This is a genomic window from Streptomyces sp. NPDC001502 (assembly GCF_042894785.1).
GTDB classification, from domain to species: Bacteria; Actinomycetota; Actinomycetes; order Streptomycetales; family Streptomycetaceae; genus Streptomyces; species Streptomyces kutzneri.
In genome coordinates this window covers 92,262-111,370 of sequence record NZ_JBIAVW010000005.1, presented here as the reverse complement: position 1 = coordinate 111,370, position 19,109 = coordinate 92,262, and the positions used below count along the sequence as shown (strand labels likewise).

At 73.4% G+C, this 19,109-nt stretch carries 19 protein-coding genes and 1 tRNA gene; 12 read left to right on the top strand and 8 right to left on the bottom strand.

From position 1 onward, the window contains the following. Window positions 1–40: 40 nt before the first annotated feature. Window positions 41–820, bottom strand: coding sequence for an IclR family transcriptional regulator (locus ACFY0D_RS10080; protein ID WP_390797864.1), 780 nt, complete (start codon window positions 818–820; stop codon window positions 41–43). Between the two features lie 107 nt (window positions 821–927). Here ACFY0D_RS10080 and ACFY0D_RS10075 point away from each other — a divergent pair, with 107 nt between their 5' ends. Continuing rightward, entirely contained in the window at window positions 928–1,629 is a 702-nt protein-coding gene (locus ACFY0D_RS10075; RefSeq protein WP_390797863.1) for a bifunctional 4-hydroxy-2-oxoglutarate aldolase/2-dehydro-3-deoxy-phosphogluconate aldolase, read from the top strand. Between the two features lie 2 nt (window positions 1,630–1,631). Next, a complete protein-coding gene (locus ACFY0D_RS10070) occupies window positions 1,632–2,621 on the top strand; it encodes a PfkB family carbohydrate kinase (RefSeq protein ID WP_390797862.1) in 990 nt (329 codons plus the stop codon). 716 nt (window positions 2,622–3,337) lie between these two features. On the opposite strand, the gene ACFY0D_RS10065 is transcribed toward ACFY0D_RS10070, so the two are convergent. Both ACFY0D_RS10065 and ACFY0D_RS10060 read right to left on the bottom strand, forming a co-directional pair. After that, window positions 3,338–4,663: a glycoside hydrolase family 18 protein gene (locus ACFY0D_RS10065; RefSeq protein WP_390797861.1), complete on the bottom strand. Its 1,326-nt coding sequence runs from the start codon at window positions 4,661–4,663 to the stop codon at window positions 3,338–3,340. 108 nt (window positions 4,664–4,771) lie between these two features. Beyond that, entirely contained in the window at window positions 4,772–5,281 is a 510-nt protein-coding gene (locus tag ACFY0D_RS10060) for a hypothetical protein (RefSeq protein WP_390797860.1), read from the bottom strand. Between the two features lie 153 nt (window positions 5,282–5,434). On the opposite strand from ACFY0D_RS10060, the gene ACFY0D_RS10055 reads away from it, so the two are divergent. Together ACFY0D_RS10055 and ACFY0D_RS10050 are read left to right on the top strand one after the other, a co-directional pair. Then, on the top strand, window positions 5,435–6,172 hold the full coding sequence (locus ACFY0D_RS10055) for a VOC family protein (RefSeq protein WP_390797859.1): 738 nt from the start codon (window positions 5,435–5,437) through the stop codon (window positions 6,170–6,172). A 193-nt stretch (window positions 6,173–6,365) separates the two neighbouring features. Beyond that, window positions 6,366–6,439, top strand: a tRNA-Trp gene (locus ACFY0D_RS10050). 86 nt (window positions 6,440–6,525) lie between these two features. Here ACFY0D_RS10050 and ACFY0D_RS10045 read toward each other — a convergent pair. Next, a complete protein-coding gene (locus ACFY0D_RS10045; protein ID WP_390797858.1) occupies window positions 6,526–7,377 on the bottom strand; it encodes a tRNA(His) guanylyltransferase Thg1 family protein in 852 nt (283 codons plus the stop codon). Between the two features lie 107 nt (window positions 7,378–7,484). Between ACFY0D_RS10045 and ACFY0D_RS10040 the strand changes: the two genes are divergently transcribed. Then, on the top strand, window positions 7,485–9,029 hold the full coding sequence (locus ACFY0D_RS10040) for a PE-PGRS family protein (protein ID WP_390797857.1): 1,545 nt from the start codon (window positions 7,485–7,487) through the stop codon (window positions 9,027–9,029). Here the strand turns inward: ACFY0D_RS10040 and ACFY0D_RS10035 are convergent. Next, complete coding sequence (locus ACFY0D_RS10035; protein ID WP_390797856.1) at window positions 9,005–9,403, bottom strand: VOC family protein; 399 nt, start codon at window positions 9,401–9,403, stop codon at window positions 9,005–9,007. The genes ACFY0D_RS10040 and ACFY0D_RS10035 overlap by 25 nt on opposite strands. Window positions 9,404–9,561: 158 nt before the next feature. Then, window positions 9,562–11,199 carry a N,N-dimethylformamidase beta subunit family domain-containing protein gene (locus ACFY0D_RS10030; RefSeq protein ID WP_390797855.1) on the bottom strand — a complete coding sequence of 546 codons (1,638 nt, stop codon included), beginning with the start codon at window positions 11,197–11,199 and terminating at the stop codon, window positions 9,562–9,564. 114 nt (window positions 11,200–11,313) lie between these two features. On the opposite strand from ACFY0D_RS10030, the gene ACFY0D_RS10025 reads away from it, so the two are divergent. Together ACFY0D_RS10025 and ACFY0D_RS10020 are read left to right on the top strand one after the other, a co-directional pair. After that, entirely contained in the window at window positions 11,314–12,207 is an 894-nt protein-coding gene (locus ACFY0D_RS10025; RefSeq protein WP_390797854.1) for a hypothetical protein, read from the top strand. Window positions 12,208–12,427: 220 nt separating this feature from the next. Further along, entirely contained in the window at window positions 12,428–13,048 is a 621-nt protein-coding gene (locus tag ACFY0D_RS10020) for an RICIN domain-containing protein (RefSeq protein WP_390797853.1), read from the top strand. Between the two features lie 142 nt (window positions 13,049–13,190). Here the strand turns inward: ACFY0D_RS10020 and ACFY0D_RS10015 are convergent, their stop codons facing one another. Further along, entirely contained in the window at window positions 13,191–13,649 is a 459-nt protein-coding gene (locus ACFY0D_RS10015; protein WP_390797852.1) for a hypothetical protein, read from the bottom strand. A gap of 58 nt (window positions 13,650–13,707) precedes the next feature. Between ACFY0D_RS10015 and ACFY0D_RS10010 the strand changes: the two genes are divergently transcribed. The 3 genes from ACFY0D_RS10010 to galK are packed head-to-tail and all read left to right on the top strand — an operon-like array spanning window position 13,708 to window position 16,101. Beyond that, the gene (locus ACFY0D_RS10010; protein ID WP_390797851.1) at window positions 13,708–13,887 is read left to right on the top strand and encodes a hypothetical protein; all 180 of its coding nucleotides are present in this window, start codon (window positions 13,708–13,710) and stop codon (window positions 13,885–13,887) included. Between the two features lie 13 nt (window positions 13,888–13,900). Beyond that, complete coding sequence (gene galT / locus ACFY0D_RS10005) at window positions 13,901–14,944, top strand: galactose-1-phosphate uridylyltransferase (protein ID WP_390797850.1); 1,044 nt, start codon at window positions 13,901–13,903, stop codon at window positions 14,942–14,944. Beyond that, entirely contained in the window at window positions 14,941–16,101 is a 1,161-nt protein-coding gene (galK, locus tag ACFY0D_RS10000; RefSeq protein WP_390797849.1) for a galactokinase, read from the top strand. Before galT ends, galK begins: the two co-directional genes overlap by 4 nt. Window positions 16,102–16,121: 20 nt before the next feature. Here the strand turns inward: galK and ACFY0D_RS09995 are convergent, their stop codons facing one another. Further along, window positions 16,122–16,904 (bottom strand): hypothetical protein, encoded by a 783-nt coding sequence (locus ACFY0D_RS09995; protein WP_390797848.1) that lies wholly within the window; start codon window positions 16,902–16,904, stop codon window positions 16,122–16,124. Window positions 16,905–17,163: 259 nt separating this feature from the next. Here ACFY0D_RS09995 and ACFY0D_RS09990 point away from each other — a divergent pair, with 259 nt between their 5' ends. Further along, the gene (locus ACFY0D_RS09990; RefSeq protein ID WP_390797847.1) at window positions 17,164–18,114 is read left to right on the top strand and encodes an aldo/keto reductase; all 951 of its coding nucleotides are present in this window, start codon (window positions 17,164–17,166) and stop codon (window positions 18,112–18,114) included. Beyond that, entirely contained in the window at window positions 18,111–19,088 is a 978-nt protein-coding gene (locus ACFY0D_RS09985; RefSeq protein ID WP_390797846.1) for a D-2-hydroxyacid dehydrogenase family protein, read from the top strand. The genes ACFY0D_RS09990 and ACFY0D_RS09985 overlap by 4 nt, the downstream gene beginning before the upstream one ends. Window positions 19,089–19,109: the final 21 nt, after the last annotated feature.

The window sequence follows — 19,109 nt, the reverse complement described above, 5'->3', positions numbered from 1 at the left end:
GAATTTTCCCGAAGAGTTTTCCGGGGCCTTCCACCGGGGGTCACAGCAGCGGAGCCAGGGCCTCCGCGGCCGCTCGGAGAGCCGGCGCGAACGCCTCGATCTCCTCGCGGGAGACCAGGAAGGTGACGGCGGTGACGCTGACCCCGCCGACGGGCCGGCCCGCCGGACCGGGGATCGCCGCGCCGATGCAGCGGATGGCGGGCTCGTTCTCCTCATCGTCGACGGCGAAGCCCTGGGCACGGACCGCCGCCAGTTGGGCGTCGAGGGCCCGTGCGGTGGTGAGCGTGTGCGGCGTCCGCCGAGGCAGCCCGGTCGCGCCGATCAGTTCCCGTACCTCCTCGTCGGGCAGCAGAGCCAGGATGCTCTTGCCGATCGCGGTCGTGTGCAGCGGCATGCGCATGCCGACGCGGGAGGCCGTCCGGAAGGGCTGGTCCTCGTTCTCCAGCTTGCGGATGTAGGTGATGGTGTGCCCGCTTTGCAGGGCCAGATGGACCGTCTGGCCGGTGGCCCGCCGGAGTTCGCCGAGGATGTGCCCGATGCCGGCCGGTTCCCCGGCGCCGACCAGGGCGGAGAGCCCGCGCAGCCGCGGCCCCACCCCGTACCGGCTGTCGGCCCCCTGGCGTACGAAGCCCTGGTCGATCAGCGAGGCCAGGATACGGAAGGTGCTGGACTTGGGCACCGCGGCCGCCGCCGTCACATCGGCGAGGCGGTGCGGGCCGCCGGGCGCGGCCACCGCCTCCAGGACGCGCAGGGACTTCTCCACGGCGGAACCGGCCGCGGAGCTCCGCCCCGCGCGCCCGCCCGCTGCCGTTTCATCCATTGACACGAGCGCTCCTGGCGTGGGTAGGGTCTAGACCACATGGTTCCGTCATACGGTATGCCGTTCCACTACGTGGAACAAGCGCGTGGAGCGAAGGGGAGGATCCGTTGCCCGATCACCCGTCAGGCCACCCGTCCGGCCACTCGTCCGGCCGGCCCACCGGCCACCCCTCGGGGCACCTCTACGCGGTGCTGGCGGCCCAGCGCGTGCTGCCCGTGCTGCGCAACACCGACGCCGACGAGGCCGTCCGCCACACCACCGCCCTCCTCGCCGCCGGCTGCCGCGCGGTCGAGCTCACCACCTCCACCCCCGGCTGGGCCGCCGCCGTCACCCGCACCACCCCGCTGAGCGACGTCCACGGCCGCCCGGCGCTCATCGGCGTCGGCACGGTCACCACCACCGCGCAGGCGGAGACGGCCCTCGACGCGGGCGCCGCCTTCCTGATCTCCCCCTACCCGGCCCCCGAGGTCCGCGCGGTGGCCGTACGCCGCGAAGCCGTCTTCATCGAGGGCGGGTTCACCCCCGGCGAGATCGCCGCGGCCGTCCGGGCCGCCGGAGCCGCCAAGGTCTTCCCGGCGCACGTCGGCGGCCCCGGGTTCGTCCGCTCCCTCCGGGCCGTCCTGCCCGGAGCGGTGATCGTCCCGACCGGCGGCATCCGGCCCTCCGAGGTCCCGGACTGGCTCGCCGCCGGCGCGACCGCCGTCGGGATAGGCGCCGGCCTGCCGTCCGACCCGGGCGAACTGGCCGCCGTGTTCGCCGGGGCGGCCACGCCGTGCTGCGCACCCTGCGACCCCGCCCCGGGACACTGACCGTGGCCGGACGGGCCGAGACGCGCTACGACGTCCTCGTACTCGGCGAGGTCCTGGTCGAGATCCACGCGGGCACCGCCCTGCACGAGGCCGCCGACGGCACCCCGGCCCGTATCTCCTACTCCGGGGACGCCCTCAACGCGGCGGCCGCCGCGGCCGCGGCCGGCGCCCGTACCGCCCTGCTCGCCGTGGTCGGCGACGACGAACTCAGCGTTCCGCTGCTGAACCGGGCCGCCGAACTCGGTGTGGACGTCTCCCACGTCCGCCGCGCCCCGCACCCCAACGGTGCCTACCTGCTCTCCGCCGACACCGACGGCGACCGCGCGTTCGTCTACTGGCGCACCCGCAGCGCGGGTTCCACCCTCGCGCCCCGCCACATCGCGTCCTGGCGCGAGCTGCTGACCCGCTGCGGAGCGCTCGTCACCAGCGGCATCACCGGCGCCCTGTCGCCGGGCAGCCGCGACGCCGTACTGGCCGCCGCCCGCCTCGTGCACGGGGCGGGCGGGCATCTGACCTACGACCCCAACTTCCGCTCCCGGCTGACCGGCCGGGCCGAGGCACGCGAGCTGCTGGCCCGGATCGCGCCGCTGACGGGACTGCTCAAGACCTCCTGCCCGGCCGACGCGCTGGCCCTCGTGGACACCGCCGACCCGCGCACCGCCGCAGCCCGCTGCCGCGCACTGGGCGCCCGCACGGTCGTGGTCACCGCGGGCGCCGACCGGCTGCTGCTGGACGACGGCACGCGGGCGGCGTACCACCCGGTGCCCGTCAACCCCGAGCCCGTGGACGCGACCGGGGCGGGGGACTGTTTCACCGGCACGACCACCGCCCGGCTCGTCCTCGGAGACACCCTCGCGGACGCGGTGGCGTACGGCACGGCCGCCGCCTCCCTCTCGGTCTCCGGCCGCGGCGGCACCGGGCGCGTCCCCGCCTTCACGGAGACGGCGGCCCTGGCCGCCGCCCACCGCCGGTCCGGCCACGAGACGGCCTAGCCGCGAGGTCCGGTGGACGGCCAGGAACCCGAACGGCCTGTCGAAGTACACCTCGGCCCGGCCGCCACGCCGAAGGCGGTGACGGCGGCGGCCTCGAAGCCCTCGGCGCCGAACCGGGCCAGTGCGCACTGCCGTGCCGAAGTGATGGCCAGCGGCCGGGCGCCGGCGCCGGGGAAGCGGCCGCGGTCCGTGTCGGTGGCGGTCTCCAGCCCGAACAGCCGGGCCGTGGTCCAGGAGGTCGTGCTCCGACCGCACTTCGAAGGCCACCGTCTCGATGTCCAGCCGGGGTTCGGGGGAGTGGGCGGCCACCGTGCCGACCGCCAGTCCCGGACCGGGGCGCCCGTCGGGGAGCAGGCTCGCTCCCCTGGCGGGGAGGTCCCTGGTGACGGCGGCGATCCCGGTGGTGAGCGTGCCGCCGGCCGGCGCGTCGGGCTCGCCCAGCACGAGATGGACGTCCACGCCCGCCGCCCCGACGACCTCCAGCAGGGTGACCGCACCGGAGGGGCCGTGCGCCACGGCCGCCCGAGCCGTCCGCGAGCAGGGCGAGCAGCGGCCCGAGCCCGGCCGCGGCCCAGCGCGTCGTCAGCCGATTGACCGGCCGTACCGTCGAGTTCCTCATGCGGCGTATGTGGAGGGACGCCGCCGGGCCGGATGGTTTTCCGCGGCCCGGCGGCGCCGGTCGGTGGGTGGGTGGGTGGTGTCAGGGGCCGCCCCGGTCAGCGGCCGCGCAGGCCCCGGTCGACCGCCGTCATCAGCTCGCCGTCCGCGGTGTCCGCGTCGAGCGACCAGAACATCGCACCGCCGAGGCCGTGTTCGCGGATGTACCCGGTCTTGGCGCGCAGCACCTGCGGGTCGTCGTACGTCCACAGGGTGGTGCCGTCGAAGAGCCAGGCGTGGCCGCCGCGCCGGTCCCGGTGGATCGTGTAGGTACCGGAGTCGGCCAGCTTCTTCAGCGCCTTGTAGTCCTCGTACCCGGCGGACCAGGTGGCCGGTGCCGGGCCCGTGGCCGGCTGCCCCATGCCGTCCCCGCCACCGGTGACGCCGGTCCAGCCCTGTCCGTAGAACGGCATGCCCATCACCAGCTTGTTCGCGGGTGCGCCGCGCCGGAGCCAGGCGTCCACCGTGCCGTCGACGCTGAAGTCGCCCCGGGCGCGGAGCGCGGACTGCTGGGCGGTCCTCGGCTCGCCGGAGACGTGGAAGTCGTAGCCCTGGAGGGTCACGAAGTCGAGGTCGCGCATGATCCGGCGGACGTCGAAGCCCGCGTCGATCTTGGCGGGGGCGGTCGGGACGAAGGCCGTCAGCTCGTACGAGGTCCCCTTCTTCTGGCTCCGCGCGTACGCGTCGAGCTGCGTGCGGAACTCCTTGACGAGCGCGGTGAAGTTCTGCTTGTCCTCGGGCCGGTACTTCGTGTCGGTGTCACCCGCGGAGCCGGGCCACTCCCAGTCGAGGTCGATCCCGTCGAACACGCCGGCGGCCGCACCCGCGCCGCCGCGGGCGCCGTCCTGCGGAAGGTTGCCCTTGATGTAGAGGTCGATGCAGGACTCGACGAAGGCCTTGCGGGAGGCCGGGGTGAGCGCGGCGTCCGAGAAGTGCGTGGACCAGCTCCAGCCGCCCAGCGAGATCAGCACCTTGAGGCCGGGGTGCCTGGCCTTGAGCTCGCGCAGCTGGTTGAAGTTGCCGGCGAGCGGCTGCTCCCCGGTGTCGGCCACCCCGTCGACGGAGTTCGCCGCGTCGAGCGGGCGCACGTAGTCGGCCCAGGCGTCGGCTTCACCGGGCACGTTGCCGGTGAAGCACCTGCCCTCGGGACTGACGTTGCCGAAGGCGTAGTTGATGTGGGTGAGCTTGCCGGCGGAGCCGTTCGCCTCCAGGTCCTGGACCTGGAAGTCCCGTCCGTAGACACCCCACTGGGTGAAGTAGCCGACCTTCTTGTACGGACGGTCGTGGCCACCGCCGGCCTGCGCGGCGGCGGCGGGCGCGAAGGCGGTCAGCAGGGAGAGGGAGCAGGCGGCGACGGCCAGCCTGCCGAGCATGCTGCGGCGCATGGGCTTCCTTTGCGGATGCGGGGAGCGGGGCGTGTGCGCGTGCGCTGTGCATGCCGGAAACTATTGGTCTGGACCAGAGCGGTCAAGAGGGCGGCCGAAACTCGCCCGCTACGGGAGCGGCAGGCTCCACTGGCCGACGTCATCGGCGAGGCCGGTGTCGAGGGCGAACTGGACCGCGGCCGGCTCGGCGTCCGCCGGGATCCGGAAGGTGATGAAACCCTCCGCCGTGCCGCCGGGATCGAGCGTGACGCTCTCGTGGAAGACCGGCCCGGCGGTGGTGGGGACGTCGTCGCCGGTGAACCGCTGCCCGGCGGTGTCCAGCAGATGCGCCGCCGGAGCGGGGGAGTCCTGGTAGACGGCGGTCCCGGTGTTCTCCAGGCGGAAGCGCGTCGCGACGAGCCGGTCGGTCCCGGTGGGCTCGGCGGGCTCGGGACCTGCGGGACTCGCCGGGTCCACCACCTGCGTCAACGTGACGTCGAGCCGCAGGCCCGGCCCGTTCCCGGTGAGGGAGATCGTCTCGCCCGAGCCGCCCGGGGCCGCGCCCAGCAGGGCGGGCGCGAGGAGCGCGAGCGCCAGGAGCGAGCCCCGCACCCGCCCCGGTCGTCGGCTTCGGGGCATGACGGAACCTCCCGCTCCACGGGTCCCCACCACCCACGATCCTCCGCAGCGCGCAGTCCCGCCACCCGCCCCGGCCGTGCCCCCTCGCCCCAAGAGGTCATCTCATGTGGCGATTCTGCGGTAGCGGGCGAGGAAGCTCTTAGGATCTCCGGCATGGCAACAAGACTCGTACAGATCAACATGAAGGCCCAGGACGACTCCGCGCTCGGCCGGTTCTGGGCGGAGGCACTCGGGTGGGGTGTCGACAGCGAGGGGCCCGGCGTGACGAACCTCGAACCCGTGGGCTTCACCTACCCCGACCCCGCGGCCGTCTGCATCGACATCATCGCCCGTCCGGAACCCAAAACGGTGAAGAACCGGGTGCACCTTGATCTGGCCACCACCTCGACCGCCCATCAGGCGGAGTTGGTCGCGCGCCTGCAGGATCTGGGCGCGACGCTCGCCGACGTGGGTCAGGGCGACGTCCCCTGGACGGTCATGGCCGATCCGGAGGGCAACGAGTTCTGTGTCCTGGAACCCCGTCCGATCTACCAGGACACCGGGCCGATCGCCGCGGTGGTGGTCGACTGCACCGACCCGCGAGCGATGGCCCGGTTCTGGGGCGAGGCGATGGACTGGACGCTCCACGAGGTCACCGACGAGCACGCGTCCCTGCGTTCCGCCAAAGGCGTCGGCCCCTACCTGGAGTTCGTCCGCACCCCCGACACCAAGAGCGTGTGGAACCGCGTTCACCTCGACGTCTCCCCCTACCCCGGTGACGACATGGAAGCAGAAGAGGCCCGGCTGCGCGCCCTGGGCGCCACCGACCCCGGTATCGACCAGTCCGCGATCTCCTGGACGGTCCTGGCCGACCCGGAGGGCAACGAGTTCTGCCTCCTGAGCCCGCGCTGACCTTCGGCAACGGCTCCGGTCGGTTTCGGGTCGACGGCGCGGACCTTCGGCCACCGTGGACAATCAGCCCCGCCCTGGAGGGTGATCGGCTGGTTGTCCGCCGTCGGAACACACCCCGGCGAGGGACTCGCACCCGGTCGAGCGGGAATTGATTGGATCTCCCGGCCCGTTCGTGTCATGGTTGGTCCACCGAAGGGGTGTAGCTCAGCTGGTCAGAGCGCCGGTCTCCAAAACCGAAGGCCGCAGGTTCGAATCCTGCCGCCCCTGCGACACCGACAGCACGCCTGTCGAGAACGCCCGGCCGGGAGCACATCTCCCGGCCGGGCGTTGCTGTGTGCCCGGACCGGCCGCGGTCAGACGGCGGCCGGGGCGAAGCTCGGCATCATCGGGATCGTCTCGGCCAGCCAGCCTTCGGCGCTCGTGGTGAAGTGCGGTGCGGACGAGGTCTCCCACCAGGAACGGACCGCCGTGGTGCTCTCCTCCCGGCCGGTCCGCCGGTCGACGTAGACCGTCTCCCGTTCACCGGTCAGGCGTACGGCGACACGCCCCCGCTTGCAGCCGTCCGGGTACTCGTTCCAGTTGACCCCGGCCTCCGACCACAGCAGTTCCTGCATGCCCCCGGAGGAGACGCCCTGGAGACGCTTGTGGGGGAAGTGCGCCTGCGCGGCCATGCTGATGCTGTTGCGCACGGCGTCCCGCTGCCGCCACAGGAAGTAGTTGGCGACCTCGATCGGATCGGAGATCGTGAACAGGCGGGCGTCGAACAAGGCGCGCTTGCCCGGCCGGCGTTCGTTCAGGACGGCCGTGGCCAGCGACGCGGCGACCGACAGCTGCTTGGCGACCACCCCGCCGAACCAGGGCTCGGTGCCCGGGCTGCCGAAGTCGGTGTAGAGGATGCTGATCTCGTCGGACTGGGTGTACGAGAACTGCGCTCCGGCGATCTCCGCGCACAGTGCCTCGGCGACGGCGTCCATGTCGCCCATGAAGGCCTCGTCGAAGGGCCGGGCCGCGCCGCGCATGTAGGTGTGGAAGGCGCGGCCGTCCACCCGGAGCAGCGTGTACGTGCGGCGCGGCAGGACCGCACGGTGCACCGCCTCGTAACGCTTCATCCGATCACCCAATGGGGTGTTGTCCGACATGGTGTGTCCCTCCCTCGGCGCCCCGCCGCCCGCATGGATGTGATAGATGCGACCGATGGGGCTCATGTGGACATCCTCCCGGGTCGTCTCCCGCCGCGGGTGTCCGGGGGTGCGGACCCGCGTCGGCGTACACCCGGACACGGGCACGCCGGACATCGTCTACCGTCCTTCGGATGGGGACAGACGTACGACGCTGCGACGACCGGTGGCCGGATCGGGACTGGGGGCCGGCAGCCGGGCCGAGGCTCCGGCAGGCCTGGTTCCAGGGGCTGAGCTTCAACGCGGCCGCACCGGACCACATCCGGATCCGGCTGCTGGACCTGGACACGGCCCCGTACGTCCTGGCGCGGCGCGAGCTGTCGCCCGCCGTCGTCGACGCCGCGGTCGACCACCCGGACCGGCGGGTCCGCGGCACGCTCGCCGAGGCACCCGCATCCCTCGGGCTCACCGCCGCCCAGTGGTCACGGCTGGTGCTCGGCGAATCCGGCGGTGCCCGGCGCGAGCTGATGCTCCAGGCCGCGGCCATGGCCGGGCGGGGGCTGACGCGGGAGGCGTACGGGACGCTGGCCGCGGACCCCTTCGGTCCGGTCCGGGAGGAGCTGGCCCGGATGCCCGCACTGCCCCTCCCGCTGCGCCTCGCCCTGCTGGCGGATCCGCTCCCGCGGGTGCGGGCCGCCGCGTGCGAGGCCGGCTGGCGGGACCTCGACGAAGGGACCCGGGCCCGGCTGGCCGCGGATCCCGCCCCGGCCGTGCGGACCGCGGTCACGCTCGCCCGGCACGAGGAGGCGCCGCTCACCGCGGAGTTCTACGACGCCGAGCCCGGAGCGGGCCGTCTCGTCGAGGGCCACCGGCTGGAACGGGAGCTCGTCCTGCGGCTCTGCGCCGACGCGGACCCCTGGCTGCGCCGGAACCTGGCCCGGAACCCCTACCTCGACCCCGACCTGGTCGAGGTGCTCGCGGCCGACCCCGAGGACGACGTACGCCTCGCCGTGTCCACGCGTCCCGAGCTGCCGGAGGAGCGGCGGGCCGCCGTACCGGTGCACATCGATCCGCGGACGATGCGGCGGCCGGTCGCGTGGGTGGTGGCACTGCACGAGGACGAGGAGGCCATGCGCCGCCTCGCGGCATCCCCGCACCTCCTGCTGCGCAGCAGCGTCGCGACGGCCCGGCGGCTGCCGCCGGACGTGGTGGAACGGCTGGCCCGGGACGAGGACCGGGTCGTCCGGCTCTTCCTCGCCGAGCGGTGCGACGACGCTCCGGCGGACATGCTGCTGGAGGTGTGGCAGTGGTGGAACGGGAGCTACTCCACCCCCGACCGGCCCTACGGACACCCGAACTTCCCACGGCGCGACCTGCTCCGCCACGCCGACGACCCGCACCCGCGGCTGCGGCAACTGGCCCTCGACGACCCGGACTCGACGCCCGGTCTGGTGGAACGGTTCAGCGGGGACGAGGACGCCGAGGTACGGCTGCGCGCCGCCACCGACCCCCGGCTGTCGCCGGACTCGGTGGTACGGATGCTCGACGACCCGGACAGCGGCGTACGCGCCATGGCGGCGCGGCATCCACGGGTGCCCGTACCCGTCCTCGTCGCGCTGCTGGGCGAGGAGGGGACGGCGGAGGCCGCCGCCCGGAACCCGGTGCTGCCGGTGGCCGTCATGGAGCGGATGACCCGCGCATGCTCGGCCGGGGCCTACTCGGCGCCCGACTCCTGGTAGCCGTACGGGCGCGTGATGATCTCCATCCCGTGGCCGCTCGGGTCCGTGAAGTACACCCCGCGGCCCCCGTCGTTGTGATTGATCTCGCCGGGGTGCCGACCGTGCGGGTCGGCGAAGTACGGGACCCGCGCCGACCGGATCTTCTCGAACGCCGCGTCGAACTCCTCCTCCGAGAGGAGGAACGCGTAGTGCTGCGGGGTGATGGACCCGGCCGGGATGGTCGCGAAGTCCAGGGTGACGCCGTTGCCGGTGTCCACGGGGACGAAGGGCCCCCACTCGGTCCCGACCTCCAGGCCGAGGACATGTGCCAGGAAGGTGGCGGACTCCCGGTTGTCACGGGAGTGGATGATCGTGTGGTTCAGCTGAACGGACATGGGTGAATGCCTCCGAAAGGCACGTCACGGCGCCTCCATGCCTCACCCGGACGGTGACCGACACGCGATGCCGTGATCACGATCCTAAACACCTTCTTCGGGTGAAGTCCACCCTCTTCGCCCCGTACCCCGCCTCCCGGCCCGGTGACCGCACCGGATCACGAACTCCCGTACACCGCCTTGACGTTGTCCTGCGCCGGGTGGGTCCGGCCGGCCGGACCCGCCGCGAACACCCGCAGGAGGTTCTCCGTCACCCGGGTGGTCAGCGCCCCCGAGCGCGCGTCCAGACCGTGGTTGCGTCCGCTGCGGCCGTCGCCGGTCGCGTCCAGGGCCTCCACCCACCGCATCGTGCCGGTCGCGAACACCCCGGCCCCGCTCGCCACCGTGTAGTAGGCCGTGTCCTGGTGGCTGGGCCGCCCCTCGCACACGACGGGGGAGTGGGCCAGGATCTCGATCGGCCGGGGCGTCGGGAAACCCGTGTCGACCTTGTCGTACTCGACGCCGACCAGGTGCTCGAAGCGGTCGCCCGCCTTCGCGCCGGCGCCCTCGAAGAGCCAGTGCCCGGGGCTGGTCACCACGTACGGGGCGTCCACCGGATAGCCGTCGTAGATCACGCCGAGCAGCGAGCTCTCCGGGTCCGCGCCGGGCGCGGAGCGGAAGTCCACCGTCGCGGGATGGCCGCGCTTGAACCCCGGGTCCTGCTCGTAGGACGACTTGTAGCAGACCAGCGTGCGGTCCGGCCCCAGGTCGGAGGGCTCCAGCCGGATCCGGCGGTAGCAGCAGTTCGCGCCCAGGATCGCGATGTTGGTTCCGGCGTCGCGGGCGGCCGTGAAGTGGGCCCGCTGCTCCGGCGACCAGTACTCGTCGTGCCCGAGGGAGAGCACCGCCGCCGCCCCCTCCAGGAGCCGCTTCTCCCGTGCCACGTCGGTGGTCGTGGTGTAGGCGAGGGGTATGCCGAGCCGTTCGGCCAGCGCGATCAGCGGAGCCTCGTACACCAGGAACAGGCCCGCGCCGTCGTCGTACTCGTAGGGCCGGTCGAAGCTCACGGCGAGCGAGCGGGAGGCGAAGCCGCCGTTGGGGCCGTCGTAGCTGCCGTAGCCGCCCCACCGGTTGTACGCCTGCCAGGTGGCCACCGCGTTGACCACGACCGTACGGCCGGCGGTCGCCGCGGACCGGACGGTGATCGGCACGAACCGCCGGCCCTCGCCGCCCTGCGCGTCCAGGCGCAGCAGGTAGCTGCCCTCCGGCCAGTCCTTCGTCTCGACCGTGGCGGTACGGGTCCACCGGGTGCGGACCATCCTGGTCCCGGCGTCCACCGCGTGCTCGGGCTGCCGGGCCCCGGGCAGGGCCTCGGAGCGCCACACCAGCCGCGCCCGGGCCCCGCCGTACCAGCCCATCCGGTAGGCGGAGACGGTGAACCGGGGCGCGGTCGTCGACACGTGCAGCCCGAAGGACTCGCCGGGCAGGACGCTGACCTTGTCCGCGAACCCCTCGATGGCACGCGCCGGACCGGCCTTGTCCACCGGCCAGTCGGCATGGCCCGGGCGGGCGTTCTCGGCCTTGACGTCGAGACCCTGTGGCCCGGTCGCCGACGGCTTCCCGCCCGGCGCGGCGGACTCCGACGCCGTCGCGGACCGCGGCGCCGACGCGGCTCCGCCCTCACCCTCGCCGTTCGCGCAACCGGCCAGGGTCCCGAGCCCCGCGGCCGTGGCCGCCCCCGCCGCGATCGCGAGGAACCGCCGCCTGCCTGCGTCTTCGCCGTCCGCGGCGGGCCCGGCCGAGTACATCTGATGCATGGAGAGCACGTTATGTGACGCTCTGGCCCGCGCTTTCACCGGCCCGATCGACAAGACACCCCTAGGCTGGCCCCCTGTTGTACCGGGCACCAACCGACGTCGGGGGAACGCGAGATGACGTACAGCACCGCACACGCACCAGGCACGGTGAGGCAGCTGTGGCAGCTGCTCGAACCGGTCCACGCCGTCGTCTACTTCGCCCCCGAGGCCTACGAGGAGGCCGGCGCGCTCGGCTACGCCACCGACGACCGGTGGCCGATGTACTTCGCCTACCGGGCCGCACCCCTGGGCCCGGCCGGAGCGGGGCTCGTGAACGCCCTCTTCTACAGCTTCAGCCCCGGCATGGTGGACCACTACCTCGCCCGGTCCTGGCACACCGCCGAGCCCGCCCGCGTACTCGCGGCCCGGGCCGTCGCCGCGGACCGCTCGCTGCACGCCCTGCTCGGCGAGCGCACCGCCTCCCCGGACCTGGCCGAGGCCGCCCTGCTCGCCCGGCGCGCCGCCGAGGCCGTCACCGCCGGCGGGCGCCCGCTGGCCGCCGCCAACGCCGCCCTGCCCTGGCCCACGGCCCCGCACACCGTGCTCTGGCACGCGGCGACGATCCTGCGCGAGCACCGCGGGGACGGCCACCTCGCCGCCCTTCAGGCCCACCACCTCGACCCCGTCGAGTCCCTGGTCCTCCAGTCGGGCGTGGGAGCCGCGCCCGCCCAGTGGTTCGAGGGCCGCCGGTGGTCCGCCGGCCAGTGGAGCGCCGCCCGCGAGCGGCTCGCCTCCCGGGGCCTGCTGGCCGAGGACGGCACAGCCACTGAAGCAGGGCTGGCGCTGCGCACCGGGGTCGAAAAGCTCACCGACGAACTCGCCTCGGGCCCGTGGTCGGCGCTGACCCCGCAGGAAGTGGCCCGGCTCGCGGAACTTCTCCTCCCGCCGGTCCTCGACGTCATCGGCGCCGGGATCCTCCCCACCCAGGGCACCCTGGGCATCGGGGTGAAGTACGACTACGAGAGCTGACCCGCCGCCCGCGAGGAGCCTTCGTGACCGGCGGCGCGACTCGGCGCGCGGGCGCCCGATCCGTTCTGCGGCCCGCCTCCGGACGGTCCAGGCCTCCATGGCCGGATCGGCGTTCTGACCGGGAGGGGCCGGGCTGTGTTCAGCTGCTTGCCGGCACCCGTCGGGCGTCGTCGGCCTGGAGCGGCAACGCCCGCATGCACCCGCAGACTTGGGAGGGAACATGCCTCGTATCACCCGATCGGCGGCGGTCACCGCGGCCGCCGCCGTCGCTTTCGCCGCAGCTCTGACCGGAACCGCCGGAGCCGAAGCCACCGGTGTGACCGAAATCCCGGCTCGGACCGCACCCCAGCCCGTGTACTGGGCCGCACCGCCCCAGGGCGTGACGGCCGCCGCGCCGCAGCGATTACTGAACCAGCCCGTGCGGATCACCAACGACTTCGCCAAACGCCCCACCACCCAGTGTCTGGACGTGGACGCGAATGGTGGCGGCAACGGCACGGTCGTCCAGATCTGGCAGTGCAACGGCACCAGCCAGCAGCGTTGGTACCTCTGGAACAACGGCGCGCTGGAGAGCTACCGCTTCCCGGGCAAGTGCCTGGACGCCGACCTCAACGGCGGTGGCCGCAACGGCACCAAGGTACAGATCTGGGACTGCAACAACACCCCGCAGCAGAGCTGGTCCCACCCGTCGGGCGACCGTGCGCTCTACAACGCACGCTTCTACGGCGGCGGCAACATCGTCATGGACCGCGACGCGAACGTCGTGGGCAACGGAGCGCGCGTCCAGCTGTGGCAGAAGAACTTCCAGTCGCAGCAATGGTGGGACGTCTGGGCCGACTGACCTCGTGAACAGGAGCCGACTCCGGGCGTACGGATCGCGCTCCGCGGGTTGATCCGACGGATGCCGAGCGGGAACGGCCGCGGCCGTTCCCGCCGGTCGACCGCAAGCGCGGCGGCTCTCGCCGGCCGGCCGCGGTCATGAATCAGCGCGCGCCCTCTTCGGGTTCGGGCGAAGCCGACTCCGCGCCGAGCGGCCGGCGGAAGCCGGCCTCGTGCAGCTCGCCCAGCGCCACGTGATCATTCGCCACCAGCACCTGGGCCAGCCTGGCTGCCGCCGTCACCACGGCCGGCCACCCCGGCGAGGCCAGGTATTCCTCGTCCCGGGCATCAGCGCCGACCGCGTCCTGCACCACGCCGTAGGCAGTACCGAGGCTCGCCATCAGCTCCACTTCTTCCATGGTGCGAAGGCTCTGTCCCAGCCATGGCAACGGATCGTCCGCATCGCAGAAGTCGTCGAAGAGCACGTGCACGGTGTAGTCGAGACCCTCGTGCTGATCCGGGTCGAGCCATACGTCCCGCTGCCATGCAGGGCTCGCCAGCGCCACCACCGCCGGCACGACGTGGAGGCGGTGGTGGGGGAGAGCTATGCCGTGATCGATCATGGAGCGAGACTAATCACTGCGTGATCACCCGGAAAGATGATTTAAGGAGCGGAGCGGAGTGGAGCGGCAGGGGCGGGGGCGGGAGCAGCCCCTGCCGCTCCGCGCCCCCCGGACCCCCGGGCACCACGGAACGGACGAGAACGCGATCATCGTTCTCGAACCGGAGCGCCCCGGCACCGAACTGCCCCTGCGCGACCGGTCCGACCTCGGCCGCACCACGGTCGTCACCCTGGAGTGAGAGAGTTCCTTTTGTGAAGCGCACGAGCACCCGCCTCGCCGACGGCCGCGAGATCTTCTACTACGACACCGGCGACGGCGCCGCCCGCGCCTTCCCCGACACGCGTCCGCCCGACGCGTCCGCCACCGCGGGCAGCTCCGAGGTACGGCGCGATCCGCTGCTCGGCGACCGGGTCGTCATCGCCTCCCACCGGCAGGCCCGCACCTACCACCCGCCCGCCGACGCCTGCCCGCTGTGCCCCTCCACCGGGGGACGCGCGAGCGAGATCCCGGCCCCCGACTACGAGGTGGCCGTCTTCGAGAACCGTTTCCCCTCCCTCGCCGGCGACACCGGCCGCTGCGAGGTCATCTGCTTCACCCCCGACCACCTGACCTCCTTCGCCGAGCTCGGCGAGGAGCGCGCCGCCCTCGTCCTCGCCGCCTGGAGCGACCGCACCGCCGAACTCTCCGCCCGCGAGGGCGTCCAGCAGGTCTACTGCTTCGAGAACCGCGGCACCGAGATCGGCGTCACCCTCGCGCATCCGCACGGCCAGATCTACGCCTTCCCCTTCGTCACCCCGCGCACCACCCGGATGCTCGCCACCGTCGCCGCCCACCGCGAGCGCACCGGCGGCAACCTCTTCGAGGAGGTCCTGGCCGCCGAACGCGCCGAAGGCACCCGCGTCGTCCTCGAAACGGAGCACTGGACCGCCTTCGTGCCCTACGCGGCGCGCTGGCCGTACGAGGTCCACCTCTACCCGCGCCACCGGGTCCCCGACCTGCCCGCCCTCGGCGACGAGGCCCGCGCCGAATTCCCCCGGGTCTACCTGGAGCTGCTGCGGCGCCTCGACCGGCTCTTCGACCGGCCCGAGCCGACCCCGTACATCTCCGCCTGGCACCAGGCCCCGGCGGGCGAGGGCCGGGCCGACTTCGCGCTCCACCTGGAGCTGTTCACGATCCGCCGCACCGCGGACAAGCTGAAGTACCTGGCCGGGACCGAATCCGGCATGGAGGCCTACATGAACGACGTCCGGCCCGAGGCCGCGGCCGCGCGGCTGCGGGAGGTGGCGAGCGCGTGAGCGGGTCGGCACGGGACGATTTCCGGCAGCTGTACGGGTACCCGCCCGAGGGGGTCTGGGCGGCCCCGGGCCGGGTCAACCTGATCGGCGAACACACCGACTACAACGACGGCTTCGTCCTGCCGTTCGCCCTCCCGCAGCGCACCGAGGTGGCCGTGGCCCGGCGCACCGACCGGATCCTGCGGGTGCACTCCGCCGACGTCCCCTCCGGCGCGGTCACCCTCGACCTCGCCGACCTCGATCCCGCGCGCCCCCCGCAGGGCGCCGCGAGCTGGGCCGCGTACCCCGCCGGGGTCGCCTGGGCCCTGCTGGACGCCGGACTTCCGGTCGGCGGCGCCGATCTGCACGTCCGGTCCGACGTACCGACCGGCGCCGGCCTGTCCTCCTCCGCCGCCCTGGAGGTGGCCACCGGGCTGGCTCTCACCGACCTGTACGGGATCCCGCTCACCCGCCCCGAACTGGCCGCACTCGCCCGGCGCGCCGAGAACGCCTACGTCGGCGTCCCCTGCGGGATCATGGACCAGACGGCCTCGGCCTGCGCGACCGAGGGACACGCCCTCCACCTCGACACCCGCAGCCTCGAACAGCGCCACATCCCCTTCGACTGCGCGGCGGCCGGCCTGCGCCTCCTCGTCATCGACACCCAGGTCAAGCACGCACTCGCCGACGGGGCCTACAGCCGCCGCCTGGCCTCCTGCCACCGCGCGGCCCAGGCCCTGGGCCTGCCCGCCCTGCGCGACCTCCCGTACGAGGAGCTGGAGCAGGCCCTGGCCCGCCTGGACGACCCGGTGCGGAGGAAGCGGGTCCGGCACGTGGTGACCGAGAACGAACGGGTGCTGAAGGTCGAGGAGTTACTGCGTGCCGGCCGGCTGCGCGAGACGGGCCCGCTGCTCACCGAAGGGCACCTCTCGCTGCGCGACGACTACGAGGTGTCCTGCCCGGAGCTGGACCTGGCGGTTTCCACGGCGAACGCGGCGGGCGCGTACGGCTCCCGCATGACGGGCGGCGGCTTCGGCGGCTCGGCGCTGTCCCTGATCGACGCGGACGCCGAGCGGTCGGTGACCCGGGCGGTGACGGACGCCTTCCGCCGTGCGGGCTTCACACCACCCCGCGTCACGACGGCCTCCCCCTCCCCGGGCGCCACCCGCCTCGTCTGAGCCGTGCGGCGGGGGAGAGGTCAGGAGGACCGGGGCGGTGGCGTGGCGCCGGGCACCGGGCCGACGAACGCGGGGTTGTCCTGCCCGGCGGATTCCATGGGCTGGATGTCGACGACGGTCACGCCGGTACCGGGCCGCTGCTCCCCGATCAGCTCGCCGCGGTGCCGGATGACGAACGGGACGGCGAGACGTTGGGCGGATACGGCGTCGTTGACGTAGACGTCCTCGGTGTAGTCGTAGCGGGCCGAGGACCAGCACGCTTCGCACCCGGCTTCGGACTTGCCCTCGTACGTCCACCGCAGGGTGACGCGGTAGGTGACGGGGTCGTCGGTGTCGGCCCCGGAGGTGAAGAGCAGCTTGCCGCGGCCGGTGCGCTGGTCGGTGGCGCACATGTCGACGGTGACCGTGCCGTAGGCGGGGACGCTCTCGGGGGCGGGGAGCTGGGGCACGGGGTGCGGGCAGCCGGGCGCGGCGGTCGGGGCGGGCGTCTCGCCGGTGCCTCCGCCGGTGCCTCCGCCTCCGGGACGGCCGGTGGGCCTGCCGGGTTGCGGGGTGACCGTGGGGTTCGGGGTGACGGTGGGGACCAGTGTGGGGGTCGCCCCCGGAAGGGGCGTGCCCGGAACGGGGGTGCCCGACGGCATGACCGTGGGGCCGGTGGTCGGCGGGACGGACGGCCCCCTGGTAGGCGAGGCGCTCGGGACGGGGCCGGGGCTCTCGTCGGCGTTGACGGGTCCGGCGAATAAGGCGAGAACGGCGGCCGCGCAGGTGGCGACGGCGGCGGCCGGTATCAGTTTCCGGTTCACGTTTTCCTTCGGGTCGGGCTGACCCCGCCCCGGGCGGGGCGGGGAACTCCGGTCAGAACGCGGCCGCGACCAGCAGGGCGACGTCATGATCCACACGGTCAAATTACCCGGGGCAGGCGAGGTGGCCGGTGGGGCTGCGGCCCGCGTGTCACACGGCGTTCACAGCCCGCTGCCCGGATTTCGGTCCGGCGCCCGGAGCGGCCGCCTAGACTGAAAGTTCAGTTGATCATGTACTTGTCGAGTCGGAGGAACGAACCGCATGCGCTATCTCCCCCTGGGCAGTTCAGGACTGCAGGTCTCCGCCGTCGGCCTCGGCTGCAACAACTTCGGCGGCCGACTCGACGCCCAGGCCACCCGCGCCGTCGTCGACGCCGCCCTGGACGCGGGCATCACCCTCCTGGACACCGCCGACATCTACGGCGGCGCCGGCGGCTCCGAGGTCCACCTCGGGCAGGCCCTCAAGGGCCGTCGCGACCAGGTCGTCCTCGCCACCAAGTTCGGCTACGACGGCGTGGACATGAAGTACGGGCCCGCCGCCGGATCGCGCGGTGGCCGCGCCTACATCCGGCGTGCCGTCGAGGAGTCCCTGCGCCGCCTCGACACCGACCACATCGACCTCCTCCAGCTGCACAGCCCCGACCCGGCCACCCCGATCGCCGAGACCCTGGCCGCGCTCACCGAGCTCGTCGCCGAGGGCAAGGTCCGTTACCTCGGCCACTCCAACCTCTCCGGCTGGCAGCTCGCCGAAGCCGCCCACGTCGCCCGCGAGACCGGCTCGGTCCCCTTCGTGTCGGCGCAGAACGAGTGGTCGCTGCTGGAGCGGTCGGTCGAGCGCGAGCTGGTCCCGGCCGCCCTCCACTACGGCGTCGGCGTCCTCCCGTACTTCCCGCTCGCCAACGGCCTGCTGACCGGGAAGATCCGCCGGGGTGCGCCCGTACCGGCCGGCTCCCGCCTCGAAGGCCGCGACTCGTACCTCACCGAGGAGCGCCTCGACGTCGTCGAAGCGCTGGCCGCGCTCGCCGAGAAGCACGACCGGACCGTCCTCGAACTCGCCATCGGCTGGCTCTCCGCCCAGCCCGGCTGCGCCTCCGTCATCGCGGGAGCCACCTCCGCCGAGCAGGTACGTGCCAACGCGGCCGTCGCCGACCGCCCGCTGGACGCCGAGCTGCTCGCCGCGATCGACGCCGTCGCGCCGGGCGCCGGCGCGTGACGGGCGGCGGGCGGCGGCCCCTGCGCTGTGCGCTCCTCGACGACTTCCAGGACGTCGGACGTACCGCGGCGGACTGGTCGCCGCTCGCCGGCCGTGTCGAAACGGTGAGCTTCACCGACCACATGGACGACGAGGACGTGCTCGCCGGACGGCTGGCCGGTTTCGACATCGTGGTCACCCTGCGCGAACGCGTCCCGTTCCCGGCCTCGCTCCTTGAGAGGCTGCCGCGCCTGCGCCTGCTCATCGCGTCCGGCATGCGCAATTCGGTGATCGACTACGCAGCCGCCGCACGCAACGGCGTGACCGTGTGCGGCACCGGCAGCTCCGCCACTGCGCCCGTGGAGCTCACCTGGGCCCTGCTGCTGGGCCTGGCCCGCGGCCTGGTGCGGGAGAACACCGCCCTGCGCGACGGCGGCCCCTGGCAGCAGGGCGTGGGCGCGGACCTGCACGGGCGGCGGCTCGGGCTGCTCGGCCTCGGGAAGATCGGCAGCCGGGTCGCCCGGGTCGGGCTCGCCTTCGGCATGGAGGTGGTGGCCTGGAGCCCGAACCTCACGGAGGAACGGGCCGCCGACGCGGGGGTCGCCCTCTCGCCGTCCAAGGAGGTGCTGCTGGCGAGCAGCGACTTCGTCTCCGTCCACCTCGCCCTCGGCGAGCGCAGCCGGGGCCTGATCGGGGCCGCCGAGCTCGCGCTGATGCGGCGGACGGCCTACCTCGTCAATACCTCGCGCGCCGCGATCGTCGACCAGAAGGCGCTCCTCGAAGCCCTGCAAGCGGGCCGGATCGCGGGCGCGGGCATCGACGTCTTCGACATCGAGCCGCTGCCGGCCGGGCACCCCCTGCGGAGCGCCCCCCGGCTGCTCGCCACCCCGCACCTGGGCTATGTGACACGGTCCAACTACGCCACGTACTACGGCGATGCGGTCGAGAACATCCAGGCGTTCCTCGACGGCTCGCCCGTGCGCGTCCTCGGCTGACAACCGCCCCCAGCCGCCCCC